Genomic DNA, 16,028 nt, shown 5'->3' on the forward strand with positions numbered 1-16,028 from the left:
TCGGCGTTGCGGAAGCCGGGGCTCGTGGTGACGAGCGGCCTTGACCGTAGACAGGCGATCGGCGGAATTTCAAAGACGATCAGGGCTTCTGAGACTCATCCCACACTTTCACCAAAACGGACATTAAGCGTGAAGTGGGGCGTCAACTCCCGCTACTTATCGCCCGTTTCGGCACCGACTTCCAGGGTCTGACCGGCACTGATGTGGTTCGGGTCGGCGCCGATGGCCTTCTTGTTCTCGGCGTAGAGCGCATGCCATCCGCCGTCGACGTCAAGGGAGTCGGCGATGGAGGCGAGAGTGTCGCCCTGGCGCACGGTGTAGGTGCTCGCGTCACGGCTGGCGTGACGGCCGGACACGGTGGCGTTCTGACCGTTTGTCACGCTTTCGTCCGCGCTGCCACCGCGGTGACGCCCGCCACCACTGAGGGCGCCGGTGTCGACCAGGCTCGAAGAGCTGTCGGTCTGCCACGAATTGTCCGACTCATCCGTCGCGGGATCCGTGGTGGCGGACTCGCTCCCCTGCGCACTTCCGGTGCCGGGCGATGCGGATTTGTCGGACTTGGGGGTGTCCGTACTCTTCTTGTCACCCTTGGCGTCGGCGTCCTTGCTCGCGCTCGGGGACGGCTTGACCGTCGCATCCGAGGAGGAGTCGGACGAGGAAGACGAATCCGGCAGGCCGGACGAGTCGGACGTGTCGGATGTATCGGTGGAGTTGGACGGGTCCGTGGACGCGGAGGAGTCGCCGGAGTGCGCCGAGCCCGAGCCGGAGTCGGACGAACCGGAGCCCGAGACACCCGTGTCGACGTCCACGGAGCCGGAGTCCGAGGTCATGCCGGCGAGCAGGGCGCAGGTGGCCCAGGGGGTGGTGCCCTGGTCGGCGAGGATCTTCTCGGCGACGGCGATCTGCTGCGAACGGCTGGCCTCGTCGGCGCTGGAGGCGTACTTCGTGCCGCCGTACTTGGCCCAGTCGCCCTGGGATATCTGCAGGCCGCCGTAGTAGCCGTTACCGGTGTCGGCGCTCCAGGAGCCACCGCTCTCGCACTCGGCCACCTTGTCCCACGTGGTGCCGTCGGCCGCGTTGGCGCTCGCCGCGCCGAGCAGCGGGATGGCGATGGCGGAGCCGGTCACGCCGGCCGCGACGAGGAGGGCCGGAGCCTGACGGGGGCGACGGTGACGACCGTTCCCGGTGAGCATGCGGAAGCCTTTCGTGCGACAGCGGGACCGGCGTGGCCGGTGGAACTCGGGGGGCCACGCTGATGGGTGAACGTATAGGCAGACGATCACTTGTCACAAGTTAATGCCGCGCAGATCACGTGAAGATCACAGAGTTGAACGTCTGTCATGTTCCGTTGTACGGGCTGTGCTCACGGGATGGGCGTGAACTCCACGGGGAGGGTGCGCAGGCCGCGCATGATGAGCCCGCCGCGCCAGCGCAGCTCGGCCGGATCCGCCGCGAGCCGCAGGTCGGGGAGGCGGGTGAGGAGGGTGGCGAGGGCGGTCTGGCCCTCCAGCCGGGCGAGCGGGGCGCCGAGGCAGTAGTGGATGCCGTGGCCGTAGCCGAGGTGCTGGTTGTCCCTGCGGGACAGGTCCAGGACGTCCGGGTCGGCGAACCGTTCCGGATCCCGGTCGGCGGCGGCGAGTACGACCAGCACCGGGTCCCCGGCGGCGATGTCCTGCCCGCCGATGGTGAGCGGCCGGGTGGCGAACCGCCAGGTGGCCAGCTCCACCGGGCCGTCGTAGCGCAGGAGTTCCTCGACTCCGGTCTCCAGCAGGTCCCTTTCCCCGGCGGCCAGGGACCGCTGCAGGCGGTGGCGCTGCTCAGGGTGGGTGAGCAGGGCGTAGGTGCCGTTGCCGATCAGGTTCACGGTGGTCTCGAACCCGGCGAACAACAGGATGAAGGCCATCGCGGCGGCCTCGTTCTCGGTGAGGTGCTCACCATGGTCGGAGGCGCGGATGAGGCCGGAGATCAGATCCTCGCCGGGGGCGGGCTCGGCGGGCAGCGCCTCCCGCTTGCGGTGGATCAGCTCCGCGAGATACCCGCGCATCTTCTTCACCGACCGGGCGACCCCTCCCCGCGGCCCACCCCCGTGCCGGATCATCATCCCCGCCCAGTCCCGGAAGTCGTCCTGGTCCTCGCGCGGGACGCCGAGCAGGTCGCAGATGGCGTAGATGGGGAGCGGGAAGGCGAACTCGTGGATGAGGTCGGCCGAGCCCTGCTTCGCGAACCGGTCGATGAGGTGGTCGGTCAGCTCCTGCACCCGGGGCGCGAACTCGGCGACCCGGCGGGGCGTGAACGCCTTGCTGACCAGTCGGCGCAGACGGGTGTGGTCCGGCGGGTCGATGTTCAGCAGGTGCGTCATCAGCTCGGCCTTGCGCTCGCCCGGAATGCCGGTCTTGCCCTTGGCGTGCGCGGGCTCGTCGTGATGCTCCGGGTTCTTGGAGAGGCGCTGGTCGGCGAGGGCCTGTTTGGCATCGGCATACCGCGTGACCAGCCACGCCTCGACCCCGCTGGGCAGCCGGGTCCGATGCACGGGGGCGTGCTCGCGGAGCCAGGCGTAGGCCGGGTAGGGGTTGGTGGCGAACTCCCAGGTGAAGAGGTCGGGGGCCGTCGGGGGGTGGGGGTCGTTGGTCACTCCTTGACGGTATCGGGCTTCTCGGGGGGCTCGCCCAGCGCCTTCAGGGCGGCGGGGTGGCCCATGTCGGCGGCTTTGCGGTACCAGGTTTTCGCTTCGTCGGGTTTGCCTTGTTTTTCGAGGAGGGTGGCCAGGCGGTAGGCGGCGTAGGAGTCGCCCATCTCGTATCCGTCGCGGTAGTGATCACGCGCATCGTCCGTGCGGCCGGCCCCCTCCAGCAACGCGCCGTAATGGGCGTGGTCCAAGGGATAGGTGTCGCTGGGCATGAAGTAGCTCAGGCTGTCCTCCAGCGACTCCGGGCGGCCGCCGTATCGGAACATGTCGGCAGCCTCCTCGTCACCGGCGTCCGCCGCTCGGCGGAGCCAGGTCTCGCCGGAGAGCCGCGAATTCCACACCAGGTGCCACATGCCCAGGCTCCTGGCCACCTCGGTCCGCCCTGCAGCGGACGCCCTGTGGTAGAGGTCCCACAGCCACTCGGACTCGGTCCTCGTGAACAACAGGTCGGCGAGCAGGTGCTGGGCTTCCGAGTCCCCCTGGCCCGCACCCGCTTCCAGCCACTTCTGCGCACGATCGCGCAGCAGCCTTCCGAGCAGCGTCGCCGCCCCGCCGTCCCCGGCCTCCGCGGCCCTCTCCAGAAACGGCTCCGCCTCCTTCCCCTCCCCGCGCTCCGCCAGCAATCGCCCGACGCGTCCCGCCGCCTGGGCCACCCCGGCCTCGGCCGCCCGCCGGAACAAGTCCTCGGCCTCCTCCTGGAGCCCACGGCCCTCCTCGAGCAGCCCCAGCCGGTACATCGCCGTAGCGTCCCCGGCCTTGGCCGCGCTCCGGAACGCGGTCCGCGCCAGCGCGGCCACCGTCGCGAAGTCGTACGCCTCATCGGTCCGCGCGATCTCCAGCGCCCGCTGCCAGAGCGCGCCGTCCAGCGGAGGAAGGCCGTCGTCGCCGTGTGCCGCGTCCACGAGACAGGGCACGGCCTCCCACCCCCGCGGCCCACCGCGCCGCAGCAACGGCAGCACGCCGAACCGCTCTCCCGCCGCCCAGTCCAACGCCTCCTCGACCGTCTCCCTCTCCAACCCGGCGGGAGCCTCATAGCTCTTGTGCAGCTCCACGAGCTGCTCCTGCGGCAGCGGCCCTCTGAGCCCGCACCGCGCCAGATCGACCGCCACCCGCACCAGCGCGTGCCCGCGCGGGTGCCGGTCGGGGCGCCCGGCGCGCCGCCACTCCTCCCAGAGCAACGGGGCGACCGCGAGGTAGGCCGCCACGCCCTCCACGCCGCTGTGCCGCGCGGCCTGTGCGAGCCTCGGGTCCCCCGCCCCCGCCGCCCTCCCCCGCTCCGCCTGGCTCCACTCCCGGGGCAGCTCCACGAACTGCGCCAGGTCCAGCACGCGGCCCCGCGACGTCTGCCGGTGCTCGTCGTAGGCGTCCTCCCGCAGCGTGGCGAGCACGACCACGCCCCGCCCGGTCAGCCGTGCCAGCAGCCGTGGCTCCAGGCCGCCGTCGCCGAGGTGGCCGTCGAGGTCGTCCAGCCACAGGACGCAGCGGTCCGGCCGGCCGCGCAGCAGGTCGGGCAGGCCCCGCAGGTCCACGTGCCGGGCCGGTGCGTACACCCGGGCCGTCGGGAGCACGGTGGCCAGGGCCGCCAGCGCCGTACGCGACTTCCCGGCGAACGGCTCCCCGAGGACGACCACCAGCCCGCCCTCCGCCACCGCCGAGCCGACGGCACCGTCCACGTCCCGCTCGACGTAGGGCGGCAGCTCGGGCAACCCCTTCGTACGCCGGGCCGGCCGCACCCCGTGTGTGAGCGGCTCCAGTTCACCGGCCGTCGGCCAGTCGGCCGGACCGGTGTGGGCGAGGGCCGGGTGGGCGCCGTAGGTGTTCTGGATCTGGACGCCGACGACCGGCCCGTGGAAGGTGCCGCGCCGGAAGTCCACGTGGTCCGCGGGCGGGCTCTGCTCCGGCTCCGGGCCCGACTCGAAAGTCCGCCCCGGGCCCGGGACCGGAGCGAACTCCTCTATCAGAGCGCGCAGTTGCTCGGCTGCGGCATCTCTGTCCGGTGCATGGTCGAGCGTCATGCGCACGCGAGTGAACCAGACCTTCTCGTCCAGTTCCGTGAGACCGGCCGCGGGCCACGGGACGACGCAGAGTTCGGTCTCGTAGCCGGGAGCGCCGTTGTCCTTGAACCAGGCCGCGAACGCCTTCCGTACCCGGGCCCACTCCACCGGGCCCCGCCTCGCCACGAGGACATCGGCCCCTACGCTCGCCAGCTCCGACTCCAGCCTCACGCACGCCCCCACACCTCACGACCACGTTCCGGTCAACGGTACTGAGACACAAGGGCTCTGACGCCCTGTAAGCAGTCAGCTCACTGGTGTCCCTCCACCTCCGTCTCCTTGATCGCATCCCGGTACACCCGCGCCGCCGCCCGCAGCGCCGCCTCCGGGTCGACGCCGTCCGCCTCCGCGCCCACCGCCAGCGCCAGCAGCTCGTAGCCGATGCCCTCCCCCTGTGGCAGCGGGACGTCCAGGGCTGCCGTGCGGGCGCGGGAGGCGAGTTTGGCGGTGAGGGCGAGGCCGGGCTGGCCGAGGGGGACGCCCTCCGTGACCGAGGTGCGCCGCTTCTCCTCGGCCTTGGTGCGCAGCCAGTGCTCCTTGACGTCCTCCGGAGTCTCGGCCTTCTCGTCGCCGAAGACGTGGGGGTGGCGGTGGATGAGCTTGGCGACGATGCCGCCCGCCACGTCGTCGATGGAGAAGGGGGCGTCCTGGTCCTCCTCGGCGATGCGGGCGTGGAAGACGACCTGGAGCAGGACGTCGCCCAGTTCCTCGCGCAGCTCGTCGCGGTCGCCGGCCTCGATCGCCTCGACCAGTTCGTACGCCTCCTCGATGCCGTACTTCGCCAGGCCCTGGTGGGTCTGCCGGGACGACCAGGGGCATTCCACGCGGATGCGGTCCATGACCTGGACGAGGTCGAGGAGACGGGCGCCCGGCAGGTCGTAGGAGGCGGGGAGGAGTTCCAGTTCGGGCATGTGCACCCGTCCGGAGCCGGCCAGGCGGGCCAGGCCGTCGGTGAGGGCGGGCTCTCCCTCACCCGTGGCCACGACCACCACCGTCCGCCCGCCGGCGCAGGCGTCGACCAGCTCCTGGGCGGTGGGGGACGCCTCCGCCACGGATATCCCGGCCTCCCGCAGATACGGCAGCTGCGGGTGCGCGCCGTCCGCGCACAGCACGGCGTCGGCGGCGCGCAGGGCCTGCCAGGCGGGCCAGGACAGCAGGCCGGGCGCGACCCGGTGGCTGGTGGTGAGCAGGACGATGCGGCCGTGGGCGGCTTCGGGGCTGGTTGCGTTCACGATCCGAACGTAACTCACCGCGCCGCCCACTACGTCGTCTGCTGCTGCGCTCCCGCCGTCACCTCTCGTACCCACGGCGTCTTCGCGTCCACCCGGCTGCTCTTCTGCACATCCCAGGAGCCGTAGCGCGGGTTGAGGTCGACGTGCAGTTCCTCGGAGGCCTGGGACAGGGCCTTCCAGAAGGCGGGCTGGGAGGTGTCCGTGCCGAGCCTCGAGGCGAGTTTCTGTGCCTCCAGCTGGAGGCGGAGGTTGTCGTCCAGCTGCTCGGGCGCGATGCCGTACTTCTGCAGCCAGGCCGTTTCGAGTCCCTTGGCGCCGCCTGCCTGCTGCTCCAGGCCGGTGCGCATCTGCAGGACCTCCTTGCGGGTGACCGTGATCCCCTCGTCCTGCGCGGCGCGGTGCAGCACCCGGTCGAGGACCATGTTGTGCAGGGTGTCGCGGGTCAGGCCGCTGGTGGAGGCGAGGACCTGCTGGTACTGGGTCTCGTCCGGCACCGCGGCCCGCTGTGCCTTGCGTACCTCGTTGACCCGGTTCTCCAGCTGGGCGACGGTGATCCGCTGCCCTCCCACGACGGCGGCCGCGCCGGGGTGCGCATCGCTTCCGCAGGCGGTCAGGAGGGGGGCCGCGGCGGCGATCGCGGCGGAGAGGACGAGCGCGGTGCGACGGCGGCGGTGCAAGGAAACCTCCCGAGGAGATTGTGCGACGGTGCACAAAGTCTTGCGGTGATCGATGGTAGGCAGTGGGCAGGCTGCGGCCAACCCATTCGACCAACGATTCGCGCGCGCTTCGGGCACCGCCGCGCGCACCGGCGACGGCGGCGTCGTCAGCCGGTGATGGCCACCGGCGCGTCCCACGCGTCACGGTCGACGGTGAGCGTGACGCCGCCGTGCGCCTCCTTGCTGTTGACCATGTACTGGTGGGCGCGGCTGTGGTCGGTGAACTGGGTGGCGCCCCACGGCCAGTCCGCGGTGGTGGTGTTCTGCTTGTCCCACAGCGCGTACCAGAGGTTGCCCGGCAGGTCCGTCTTGTCGGTGGCGGTGGCGACGGCCTTGGCGCTGGAGCTGGTGAAGCCGTAGTAGCCGGTGCGGTACGTCTTGGCGCGCAGGCCCTTGTCGAAGGCGCGCACGTAGGTCAGCACGGCGTCGTTGCACGCCTTGTTCGTGCTGTCGTACGCCTCCATGTCGAGGTAGACCGGGCTGCCCGCCTTCATGCCGAGCGCGGACGCCTTGGCGACGGCGTCCGCCGCGTCGGAGGCGCCGAGGGAGGCGGCCGTGGTGGCGGTCAGCTTCTCCGGGTTGGAGCCGGACTGGCAGGGCGGCTGGGCGCCGACGTAGAGCGGGATGAGCTTCCAGCCCATGGCGGTGACGTTCTTGACCCAGGTGGAGGTGAGGTTGGGCTGGTTGCAGCCGCGGTTCTTGCCGCCCACGTAGACGGCGGCGGCGCCGTAGAAGCCGGTGTGCCAGGCCTTCATCGTGGCTTCGGAGGGCGCGGTGCAGGTGTCGAAGGCGCGGCCGGTGAACGTCTTCTGCGCGGGCCAGGTGGTGGCGGCCATGGAGGTCTGCGCGGCGATGCCGGCGCCGGCGAGGACGGCCGTCCCGGCCACCGCCCACGTGACGTACCTGCGCTTCTTCGACTGCCGATGGCCGGCCATGAAACCCCACCCCTGCTCGTGCGTGCTGGCGAAAAACGTGTGTCCTGGCGAAAAGCGAAGCGCAACCTATACGGCGCCGCCCCTGGCTTCGGGAAACGCGATCCCCTGAAGATCACAAGAATCACTCAGGGAACAGCAAAATCTAGCCGCGCACCTGTCCCAGCCACTGCAGGGTGCGGCGGATCTCCGCGGCCAGCGGGTGACCCGGGCCCTGGAAGCGTTCGACGTCCATCAGCAGCCGCGCGAGGGTGTCGTGGGCGGCCGGGCGGTCGCCGAGCGCGAGCAGCAGGTGGCCGATGCGGCGCCGCACGTCGTGGGCGAGCTGCGGGTCGCCGGAGACGTACTGGTTCTCGTAGTACGGCAGCAGCGCGCGGTACTCGGCGAGCGCCGCCGCCGGTTCGCCGAGCTGCTCCAGGCACTGCGCGGCCTCGTAGCGGAAGCGCAGGGACTGCGGGTCGGCCTGGCCGGCCTCGGCGGCGCGTTCGTCGGCTAGGCGGCGCAGTTCGGGCAGTGCGCGCCGGTACTGGCCGTCGTCCATGAGGGTGGCCGCGTACTGCTTGCGCAGGGTGCGTACGACCGGGGAGTGCTCGCCGTGCTGTTCGGCCGCGGCGGGCAGGATCGCGCCGAGTATGTCCACGGCCTGGGTGATGCGGCCCTCCCCGAGGAGCCGCTTGACCTCGTCCACGGCCGCTGCGACATCGGGCTTCTCGGTCACCGCGGGCGCGGGTGCGACGGGGGCGGGCTGGGGCGCGGGGGTCCGCGCGCGGTCCGGCCAGGGGGCGTGCGGGCGCAGGAAGGGGCGCGTGGGGTCCAGCGGCGCCCCGGTGGGTATCCCGCGCGCGGGCAGGAGCAGCGCCAGGTGCTCGTACACCTCCTGCGCGGAGGCCGGCCGGTGCTGCGGATCCTTGGCGAGCAGGCGCAGGACCAGCGCTTCGAGCGCCTCGGGGACCTCCGGGCGGATACGGCGCACGGGCAGCGGAGGCTCGTACAGGTGCCGGTGCAGCACACCGAGCGCCGTGGACCCGGAGAACGGCACATCGCCGCTGAGCAGTTCGTGCATCAGCACACCGAGCGCGTACAGGTCGGTGTACGGGCCGACCGCGCCGCCCATCGCCTGCTCGGGCGCCATGTAGGCGGGCGAGCCGATCGGCGAGCCGGTGTGGGTGAGGCGGGTGGTGTCGGTGTCCATGACCGAGGCCACGCCCAGGTCGAGGACGGTGACCGTGCCGTCCTGCTTCACCATCACGTTGCGCGGCTTGAGGTCGCGGTGCACGATCGGCACGGCGTGCACAGCGCTCAGCACGGCGCACAGCTGCGCGGCCACCGCGACCGCCCACTGCCACGGGTACGGGTCGTGCTCGGCGAGGTGGTCGGAGAGGTCGGCGCCGTCGACGTACTGCATGACGAGGAACAGCTCCTCGCCCTCGCTGCCCGCGTCGTGCACGGTGACCAGGCCCGGGTGGTCCACCTGTGCGGTGACCCGGCACTCGCGCACGAAGCGGCGGCGCAGCTCGTCCGCCTCCTGCCCGGCCACCTTGTCGGGGCGCAGCAGCTTCACCGCCACACGCCGGTCCAGCCGCTGGTCGTACGCCGTCCAGACCTGGCCCATGCCGCCCTGCCCGATGAGCGTGGACAGCTCGTACCGGCCGGCGACGACACGTCCTGTCGCCACGGTCACCGTCCGCCCTCGTGGCCGGCGTCCTGCCTGCCGTCGTCACGGCCGTCCTGGTGGCCGTCGTGCTTGCGCAGGTAGTCGCTCAGCTCGTCCAGTTCGGCCCGCACCTGGTCGATCCGGGCGGGCGCCGGGCGCTGCGGCGGCGGGGTGGTCAACGGGGGCCCGGGTATGGGCGTGTGCGCCATCGGAGGCGTGCCGGGCGGGGACTGCACGGGCACGGGGGTCTGGCCCCCGTTCGTCGCCGTGAACGGCGCCGAAGGCTGCGGATAGCCGTAGCCGGACAGCGCCCGGCCGCCCGCGTACGCATGCTGGAGGTTCTGGAAGTGCCGGCTGTCCGCCACGAGGTAGTACACGAGCACGAGGGGCAGCAGGCCGAGGATCAGGGCCAACCCCAGGTAGCCGCCCGGGGTGTGGATCTCGTCGCCGGGCTCGCTGCCCAGCAGCACGATGGCGAGGATGTCGGCCGCCAGCACCGCCACGAACAGGCCCCAGTCCAGCGACTTGCGCGTGACCGCGGCCAGCCGCAGCAGGATCGCCCAGGTCAGGAAGCCGAGGCTGAGGACCCCGACCGCCACGAACAGCACCCGCATGAAGACCAGCCACCCGGTGTGGGGCGGCTGCTTCACCGGCCGTGCGTAGCCGTGGCCTTGCATGACTGCTCCTGATGCCTGAAATGGGTGCACGCGTCCGCCATGTGCGCTCGGCCGGGCGGACAACACCACTCGTGCGATGGTCGCTTCGAGCATATGGCCCGGCACGGACAACCGGTCCGTGTTGTACCGAACCGTTGTCCGGGCACCGCGGTCAATCGGGCGCGACGGTGCCGTCCGTGAGCCCGTCGTACATCCCGCGCACGAGCTGCTCCCCTAGCCGGCTCGCATGGCGCAGCGCGCGGTCGAACTCGTCGAGTGCGCGGAAGCGTGCGCCGTAGCGGCGTTGTTCGTCGAGCGGGAGCCGGGGCAGCTGGAGGCGGCGCACGTCCAGGCGCGTGGCCGTGGACGCGTAGCTGCTGGCCTGGCGGTGGTTGGCCGTACCGCGCAGGAAGCCGGCGAGGAACCAGGGGTCGAGCGCCGTGGGATCGGGGCGCAGCAGCACGAGGCTGCGCCCCAGGGCGGCACCCCCCGTCGCGTCGTCGATCACGCGCGCCACCGAACCACCGCCGAGCACCGGTACGACGACGTCGCCCGGCTCGGTCAGCACGGCCTCCTCGTCGCTCTCCGGAAGCGTCCCGGAGGGTGCCGTTCCGGCGAGCACGTCATGGTCGGTGAGCACCGGCACGCGCGCGTGGCCGCCGTTTCCGCCGGTACGCAGCACCAGCGCGCCCCCGCGCGCGAGTTCGCCGACGGTGGTGAGCGGCCAGCGCGCGGGCGGCACCGGATCGGCGGGCGGCGGGGTGAGGTCGGCGGTCAGCCGCAGGGTCGCACCGAGGCGTTCACGCACCGCGGCGAGCGCCTCCACGCCGTCGGCCACGGCCGGGGGCGGCAGATGGCGGGCGGGGGCGAGATCCACGTCGTCGTCGAGCAGCTCGATCACCGGCACGGAACGCGCCAGCCCCGGCCGCTCCGCCAACCGCCCCGCGCGCTCGAAGGTGCGCCAGGCGTCCAGGACGGCGTCCCGGACCGCCTGCCAGTCCGGTCCGCCCCGCGCCTCGCCCGCGAACCGGCCGGTGTCGGCGAGCAGCACCTCGGGCGCCGCGGGCGTCCGGTCGGGCCGGCGCAGCACCCACACATGGAGCGGGATGTTGTACGGCGGCGCCGCCCCGACCGGCAGCGCGACCACGGCCCGCAGCGCACCCCGGCGCAGCAGGTCGGCGCGGATCCGGCGCCCGGAACGACGGGAGGCGGCGGCCGGCGGCATCAGCAGGACCGCGGTGCCGCCGTCGGCCAGCCGGGCCAGCGCGTGCTGCACCCAGGCCAGCTCGGACTCGGTGCGCGCGGGGAAGCCGTACTCCCAGCGGGGGTCGTAGGCCAGCTCGTCGTGACCCCAGTTGCGCTCGTTGAACGGCGGATGGCACAGGACGGCGTCGGCGCGCAGCTGCGGGTGGGCGTCGGCGCGCAGGGTGTCCCCGACGGCGCCGCGCACGGTGGCCCGGGTGCCCAGCGCGAGCCGCAGCGCGGTCAGCGCGGCCAGGTCGGGCGCGCTGTCCTGGGCGTACAGCTCCTGGTCGGGGCGGGCGTCCACGGCACGCAGCAGGGCGCCGGTGCCGCAGGCCGGGTCCAGGACGGTGCGGGCGGGACCGGCGAGGTCGGCCATGAGGCCGGCGAGTTCGGCTGGGGTGAGCGTGTACTGGCGCGGGTTCGCGTCCAGATGCCGGCCCAGCAGGAACTCGAACGTCTGCCGGGCCCCCATCTCGGCGGCCAGCTCGGCGGCGCCGCGGAGGAGGGGGGCGGAGGGGAGGAGTTGGGGGCCGGACGGGGTGTGGGTGGCGGGTGTGCCGGGGGTGGCGGGTGTGCCGTGAGTGGCAGGCGCGCCATGGGTGCCGGGCGCGCCATGGGCGGCCGGCGGGCTGTTCACGGTGGGCGGGGTGTTCACAGCGCCGGCGGTGTGACCGGGGAGCTGGGTGTGAGCTGCCGGCCCCGTGTTCACAGGGAGCGAGACGTTCACAGCACCCGGGGATGGGGAGCCGACCTCGTTGTGAGCCGCCGTACCGGTGTTCACAGGAAGCGGACCGTTCACAGCCGATGAGGCGCCCGCGGCCCGGCCGCTGTGAACACCGCGGCCGTGTCCGGCGGCGCCGAAGCGCGGGGCGAGCACCTGGTCCAGCGCGCCGGGCAGCATCGCGGCCAGCCGCTCGTCGGAGCCGGCGCTCACGTCCAGCCAGACGGTGGGGCGCTCATGGATGAGCAGCAGGGCGCAGCCCGCGTGCACCAGTGCAGTGACCGGCCCTTCGGGATGGCCGGCGAGCTGCTGCCAGACCCGCTCACGCAACGGGACTTCGGCCAGCTTGCCCTGCTTGCGCAGCCAGCCCTCCACCTCGGCCAGGGCGAAGGACGGGCTGGTCTCGGTGCCGCCGACCGGCTTGGGGAAGTCGGCGTGCCGGCGACGCCAGTTGCTGACGGCGGCGCGGCCCACCCCGGCGAGCCGCGCGATACCGGCCGCGGTCACCTCTGTCGCGTTGTCCTGCACCGGCCCCGCTCCCCTCGTCCCGTGTGTGCGCCGAGCATACCGGCGTACACAAGATCCCTGCATTCACGCGCGTGTACCCAACCAAGCCTGTGAACCGTGTTGACTCGGTTCACAGGCTCTGGTCTTATTGACCCAGCGAACGAGCGGCCAGCCGGAGGGGGCGGTCGCCACGCCAGGGGAGGGGTCCCGTCATGGGCATGAAGGGCAAGATCGCGCTCGGCGCCGTCGTGGGATTCGTCGTCATCGGTACCGTGTCCGCGAACGCCGGCAACGGCGGCAAGGACGCCGGTTCCGGCAGCAGCGGCAAGGACTCTTCGGCCTCGGCCACGCACCGGCCCGGCGGAAAGAAGGACTCGGGGGGCGCCGAGGCGGCCGAGAAGAAGAAGGCCGCCTTCGACGGGGACGGCGACTACCAGGTCGGCTCCGACATCAAGCCCGGCACCTACCGCACCACCGGCAACACCGACGGCAAGTGCTACTGGGAGCGCGCCAAGGACGCCTCGGGCGAGACGGACTCGGTGCTGGCCAACGACAACGTCACCGGCACGAGTTACGTCACCGTCAAGCCCGGCGACAAGCTGTTCAAGTCGACCGGCTGCAACGACTGGGAAGCCGTGGCCCCGAAGGCGAAGGGCACGCCCGCCTCCTCGATGGACGGCGACGGCGGCATGTTCAAGGTCGGCACGGACATCGCGCCCGGCACCTACAAGTCCTCCGGAAATACCGACGACTCCTGCTACTGGGAGCGCACCAAGGACGCCGAGCAGGGGCTCGACTCGGTCATCGCCAACAACAACGTGACCGGCACGGCGGTCGTCACCATCAGCTCCACGGACGCCTACTTCAAGACGACCGGCTGCGGCGACTGGAAGAAGACGGCCTGACCCGGCAGGCGCTCCGCCCCCGGCCGGCGCGGGACGTTGCACTCACGTCCCGCGCCCCGGCACCCGAGCCCCGCCTCCGGTGCCGCTTCGCACCCCACTGCCTCACACCTACCACCGCACACCAAGTACCGACTCCCCCAAGGAAATTCCATGCGTCTTCCGTCCCGTTTCGTCAAGGTCCTCACCGTCGCCGCGCTGCCGCTGGCCCTGGCCGCCTGCTCCACCGGTTCCTCCGACGCCACCGCGCCGGCCAAGGCGACGAAGGCCAAGGACCCCAACGCCGGCCTGATGACGGGCACCCAGCTGAAGAAGGCTCTGGCACCGGCGTCGGTCTTCCCGTCCCACCTCACCGCCGTCGCGGACGGCGCCGCCGACAGTGGCAGCGAGTTCCTCGCCCCGAGCAGCCGCAACACGGCGAAGCCGGACTGCTCCAAGTTCGAGAACACCTCCTGGATCGACGTGACCGGCTTCAAGGGGGGAGTGTCGTTCGCGCAGAACGACTACGCGAACAAGGACCAGACCGAAGAGATGGTCCAGGAGATCGACGCGTTCCAGGGCACCACCGCGACGACGGTGATGAAGGAGGTGCGGAACGCCGCCACCGCGTGCGCCACGTTCACGGACACGGACGCGCACGCCAAGGTGAAGCTCTCCGGCCGCGACACCTCCGGACTCGGTGACGAGGCCTACACCATCACGCTCACCAGCCCTCGCTGGGAGAACGGCACCACCCTGGTGGCCGCCCGCGTGGGCAGCTCCGTGGTCACCGTGATGTCCACGGCCGGCAGCGACAACGGCGCCGCCAACGCCACCAAGCTCGTGGGGCACGTCGTCGGCTCCCTGAAGGACGCGGCCGCCAAGTCCTGATCACCGGGACCGACGGCCTAGCCACGCCTCGCACGAGTCAGGCCGAGCACAGGTCACGCCGAGCACGGGTCAGAGCGGGTGCCGCATCCATACGTTGGGCTCGACGTAGACCGCGTACCCGCGCTCCGGTTCGCAGCGGACCGGGACCAGCGCGCCGGGCACCTCGACGTCCCCCGGGGTGTCGAAGGGCAGCCCGGTCCAGCGGCGCCAGTCCTCCAGCGAGGCGCTCACGGTCATGGAGGCCGGGGCGACGGAGTCGATGGTGGCGCCGGCCCGGGCGTGGACGCGCAGCCAGGGGTCTTCGGGCAGGCCGTCGGGGCGGACCCGGTGGGCGTACTCGGTGATCGGGGTGTGCGGTTCGCCGTGCTTGGCGTTCGGGCGGACGGGGGCGACGACCTCACGGAAGCCGTGGGCGCGGGCGTTGTCCCGCATCGCCGAGAGCATGACGCCGGACAGGCCGTGGCCCTGGGCGTGCGGGGCGATGACGACGGAGATCGCGCTGACCGTGTCCGGACGGGTGCCGCGGCGCAGGTCGGCGAAGGCCCACAGCAGGGTCTGGTCCCAGCCCCGGGCGGGCAGGGCGCCCCGGCCCTCGGCGGCGAGGGAGAAGGGCACGCTGTAGGCGTGGGCCACGACCTCGCCCCGCTCGTCCTCGGCGAACAGCGCGTACTGCGGCAGTTCGGTGGGGATGCGGCCGTAATGGGCGTTGCCCACCGGGTCGTTGGTCACGAACTCGGGCCATGTGTCGGCCATCGCGAGCACCGCCGGCAGCCGGTCGGGCCGCTCGGCGAGGGTGCTTACCTTTACGTCCATGCCGGTCACCGTAAAACGGCGCGTGCCCGGCGGGACAGCGAATTCGGCCGGGCACCAGCACGTCACCGCCGTAACCGGATGCCGCCGGCGGACAGTGCCCCGCCGCGGCTCACCGCGCCCGGAACCGCTCCGGGGCCTTCGTCGGGTTGCCGCCCGTGGGGAGTTTCTGGTCCGGGCAGGTGGCGAGGACCTTCTTCATCGCGGTCTTCTCGGCGGCGGTGACCCACAGGCCGTACTTCTTCTTGACGGCCACCTGGGCGGCCACATAGGTGCAGCGGTAGGCCTGGTTGGGCGGGATCCAGGTGGCGGTGTCCCCGTCGCCCTTGCCGCGGTTGGTGCTCGCGTCGACCGCGAGCAGGTTGAGCGGGTCGTTGGCCAGGGCTATGCGCTTGCTGGGGGCCCAGTACTTCGCGCCCTTCTGCCAGGCGTCCGAGAGGGCGACGACATGGTCGATGTCGACCTGGCTGCGGCCGCGCCGGTAGGTGATGTCCTTGCCGGAGTAGGGGTCGGGCTCCAGCAGGCCGTAGGTGACCTTGCAGGTGCCGCCGGTGACCTTCACGGCCTTCAGGTCGCGCTTGAGTATGTCGTCGCGGGTGTCGCAGGAGTTGGAGTCGGTGTCGGCCCAGGCGGTGCCGAACCGGGCCCGGGAGTAACCGGTCTTCGGGGCGCGGCCCTTGACGGGCAGCGACTCGGCGGCGGTCAGGGCGGCGCCCCCGCCTCCCGTCTGCTCGGGCCCGGAGGCCCCCTTGCCGTGCTCGGCCTTACAGCCCGCCACCGCGACCATCACGACCGCAGCGGTGACCGCCCCACCCCTCAGACGCCTCACGCGCGTCCCCCCTGGCTCGCCCTGGTCCGCCCTCATATGCGGGGCGGATCGTTCCGCCTACCACCGTAACGGCCGTACGGCGTCCCTCCGATGGGGGCCGGCGAGGAGATTTCGTGCGATCGGTGGTGGTGCGGGGGCATGTGGCGCCCGGAACCGAGCGCGGGGCGGCGGGGTCGCACGCCCCCTCAAGGCCTACGACCCCGGAATCCGCCTC

General features: G+C 72.1%; 13 protein-coding genes. 2 read left to right on the forward strand and 11 right to left on the reverse strand.

Features of this window, described 5'->3' with window-relative positions:
• Positions 1 to 152: 152 nt before the first annotated feature.
• The 9 genes from BEK98_RS12890 to BEK98_RS12930 all read right to left on the reverse strand — a co-directional run bounded on the left by BEK98_RS12890 (position 153) and on the right by BEK98_RS12930 (position 12,424).
• On the reverse strand, positions 153 to 1,193 hold the full coding sequence (locus BEK98_RS12890) for a LysM peptidoglycan-binding domain-containing protein (protein ID WP_094216616.1): 1,041 nt from the start codon (positions 1,191 to 1,193) through the stop codon (positions 153 to 155).
• A 170-nt stretch (positions 1,194 to 1,363) separates the two neighbouring features.
• Positions 1,364 to 2,632 (reverse strand): cytochrome P450 family protein, encoded by a 1,269-nt coding sequence (locus BEK98_RS12895; RefSeq protein ID WP_094216617.1) that lies wholly within the window; start codon positions 2,630 to 2,632, stop codon positions 1,364 to 1,366.
• Positions 2,629 to 4,911, reverse strand: coding sequence for an SEL1-like repeat protein (locus BEK98_RS12900; RefSeq protein ID WP_143684110.1), 2,283 nt, complete (start codon positions 4,909 to 4,911; stop codon positions 2,629 to 2,631). The genes BEK98_RS12895 and BEK98_RS12900 overlap by 4 nt, the downstream gene beginning before the upstream one ends.
• An 80-nt stretch (positions 4,912 to 4,991) precedes the next feature.
• Positions 4,992 to 5,972: a nucleoside triphosphate pyrophosphohydrolase gene (locus BEK98_RS12905; RefSeq protein ID WP_094216641.1), complete on the reverse strand. Its 981-nt coding sequence runs from the start codon at positions 5,970 to 5,972 to the stop codon at positions 4,992 to 4,994.
• Positions 5,973 to 6,001: 29 nt separating this feature from the next.
• A complete protein-coding gene (locus BEK98_RS12910; RefSeq protein ID WP_094216619.1) occupies positions 6,002 to 6,649 on the reverse strand; it encodes a SurA N-terminal domain-containing protein in 648 nt (215 codons plus the stop codon).
• 146 nt (positions 6,650 to 6,795) lie between these two features.
• Entirely contained in the window at positions 6,796 to 7,623 is an 828-nt protein-coding gene (locus BEK98_RS12915; RefSeq protein ID WP_094216620.1) for a glycoside hydrolase domain-containing protein, read from the reverse strand.
• Positions 7,624 to 7,765: 142 nt separating this feature from the next.
• Positions 7,766 to 9,259 (reverse strand): serine/threonine-protein kinase, encoded by a 1,494-nt coding sequence (locus BEK98_RS12920; protein ID WP_279635463.1) that lies wholly within the window; start codon positions 9,257 to 9,259, stop codon positions 7,766 to 7,768.
• Between the two features lie 38 nt (positions 9,260 to 9,297).
• A complete protein-coding gene (locus BEK98_RS12925) occupies positions 9,298 to 9,951 on the reverse strand; it encodes a hypothetical protein (protein WP_094216622.1) in 654 nt (217 codons plus the stop codon).
• 151 nt (positions 9,952 to 10,102) lie between these two features.
• A complete protein-coding gene (locus BEK98_RS12930) occupies positions 10,103 to 12,424 on the reverse strand; it encodes an N-6 DNA methylase (RefSeq protein WP_094216623.1) in 2,322 nt (773 codons plus the stop codon).
• 191 nt (positions 12,425 to 12,615) lie between these two features.
• Here BEK98_RS12930 and BEK98_RS12935 point away from each other — a divergent pair, with 191 nt between their 5' ends.
• Both BEK98_RS12935 and BEK98_RS12940 read left to right on the forward strand, forming a co-directional pair.
• Complete coding sequence (locus tag BEK98_RS12935; protein ID WP_094216624.1) at positions 12,616 to 13,308, forward strand: Rv1352/Rv1906c domain-containing protein; 693 nt, start codon at positions 12,616 to 12,618, stop codon at positions 13,306 to 13,308.
• Positions 13,309 to 13,458: 150 nt separating this feature from the next.
• A complete protein-coding gene (locus BEK98_RS12940) occupies positions 13,459 to 14,175 on the forward strand; it encodes a hypothetical protein (RefSeq protein WP_094216625.1) in 717 nt (238 codons plus the stop codon).
• Between the two features lie 69 nt (positions 14,176 to 14,244).
• Here the strand turns inward: BEK98_RS12940 and BEK98_RS12945 are convergent, their stop codons facing one another.
• A complete protein-coding gene (locus BEK98_RS12945) occupies positions 14,245 to 14,988 on the reverse strand; it encodes a GNAT family N-acetyltransferase (protein ID WP_208643094.1) in 744 nt (247 codons plus the stop codon).
• 109 nt (positions 14,989 to 15,097) lie between these two features.
• A complete protein-coding gene (locus BEK98_RS12950; RefSeq protein WP_244201850.1) occupies positions 15,098 to 15,814 on the reverse strand; it encodes an HNH endonuclease family protein in 717 nt (238 codons plus the stop codon).
• Positions 15,815 to 16,028: the final 214 nt, after the last annotated feature.

This window comes from Streptomyces diastatochromogenes, from assembly GCF_002242805.1.
In the GTDB taxonomy this organism is placed as follows: Bacteria; Actinomycetota; Actinomycetes; order Streptomycetales; family Streptomycetaceae; genus Streptomyces; species Streptomyces diastatochromogenes.

Excerpts from the sequence above, each read along its gene's own strand:
- BEK98_RS12925 (WP_094216622.1), bottom strand. The coding sequence starts at position 9,951 with ATGCAAGGCCACGGCTACGCACGGCCGGTGAAGCAGCCGCCCCACACC.
- BEK98_RS12915 (WP_094216620.1), bottom strand. The coding sequence starts at position 7,623 with ATGGCCGGCCATCGGCAGTCGAAGAAGCGCAGGTACGTCACGTGGGCG.
- BEK98_RS12935 (WP_094216624.1), top strand. The coding sequence starts at position 12,616 with ATGGGCATGAAGGGCAAGATCGCGCTCGGCGCCGTCGTGGGATTCGTC.
- BEK98_RS12890 (WP_094216616.1), bottom strand. The coding sequence starts at position 1,193 with ATGCTCACCGGGAACGGTCGTCACCGTCGCCCCCGTCAGGCTCCGGCC.
- BEK98_RS12945 (WP_208643094.1), bottom strand. The coding sequence starts at position 14,988 with ATGGACGTAAAGGTAAGCACCCTCGCCGAGCGGCCCGACCGGCTGCCG.
- BEK98_RS12940 (WP_094216625.1), top strand. The coding sequence starts at position 13,459 with ATGCGTCTTCCGTCCCGTTTCGTCAAGGTCCTCACCGTCGCCGCGCTG.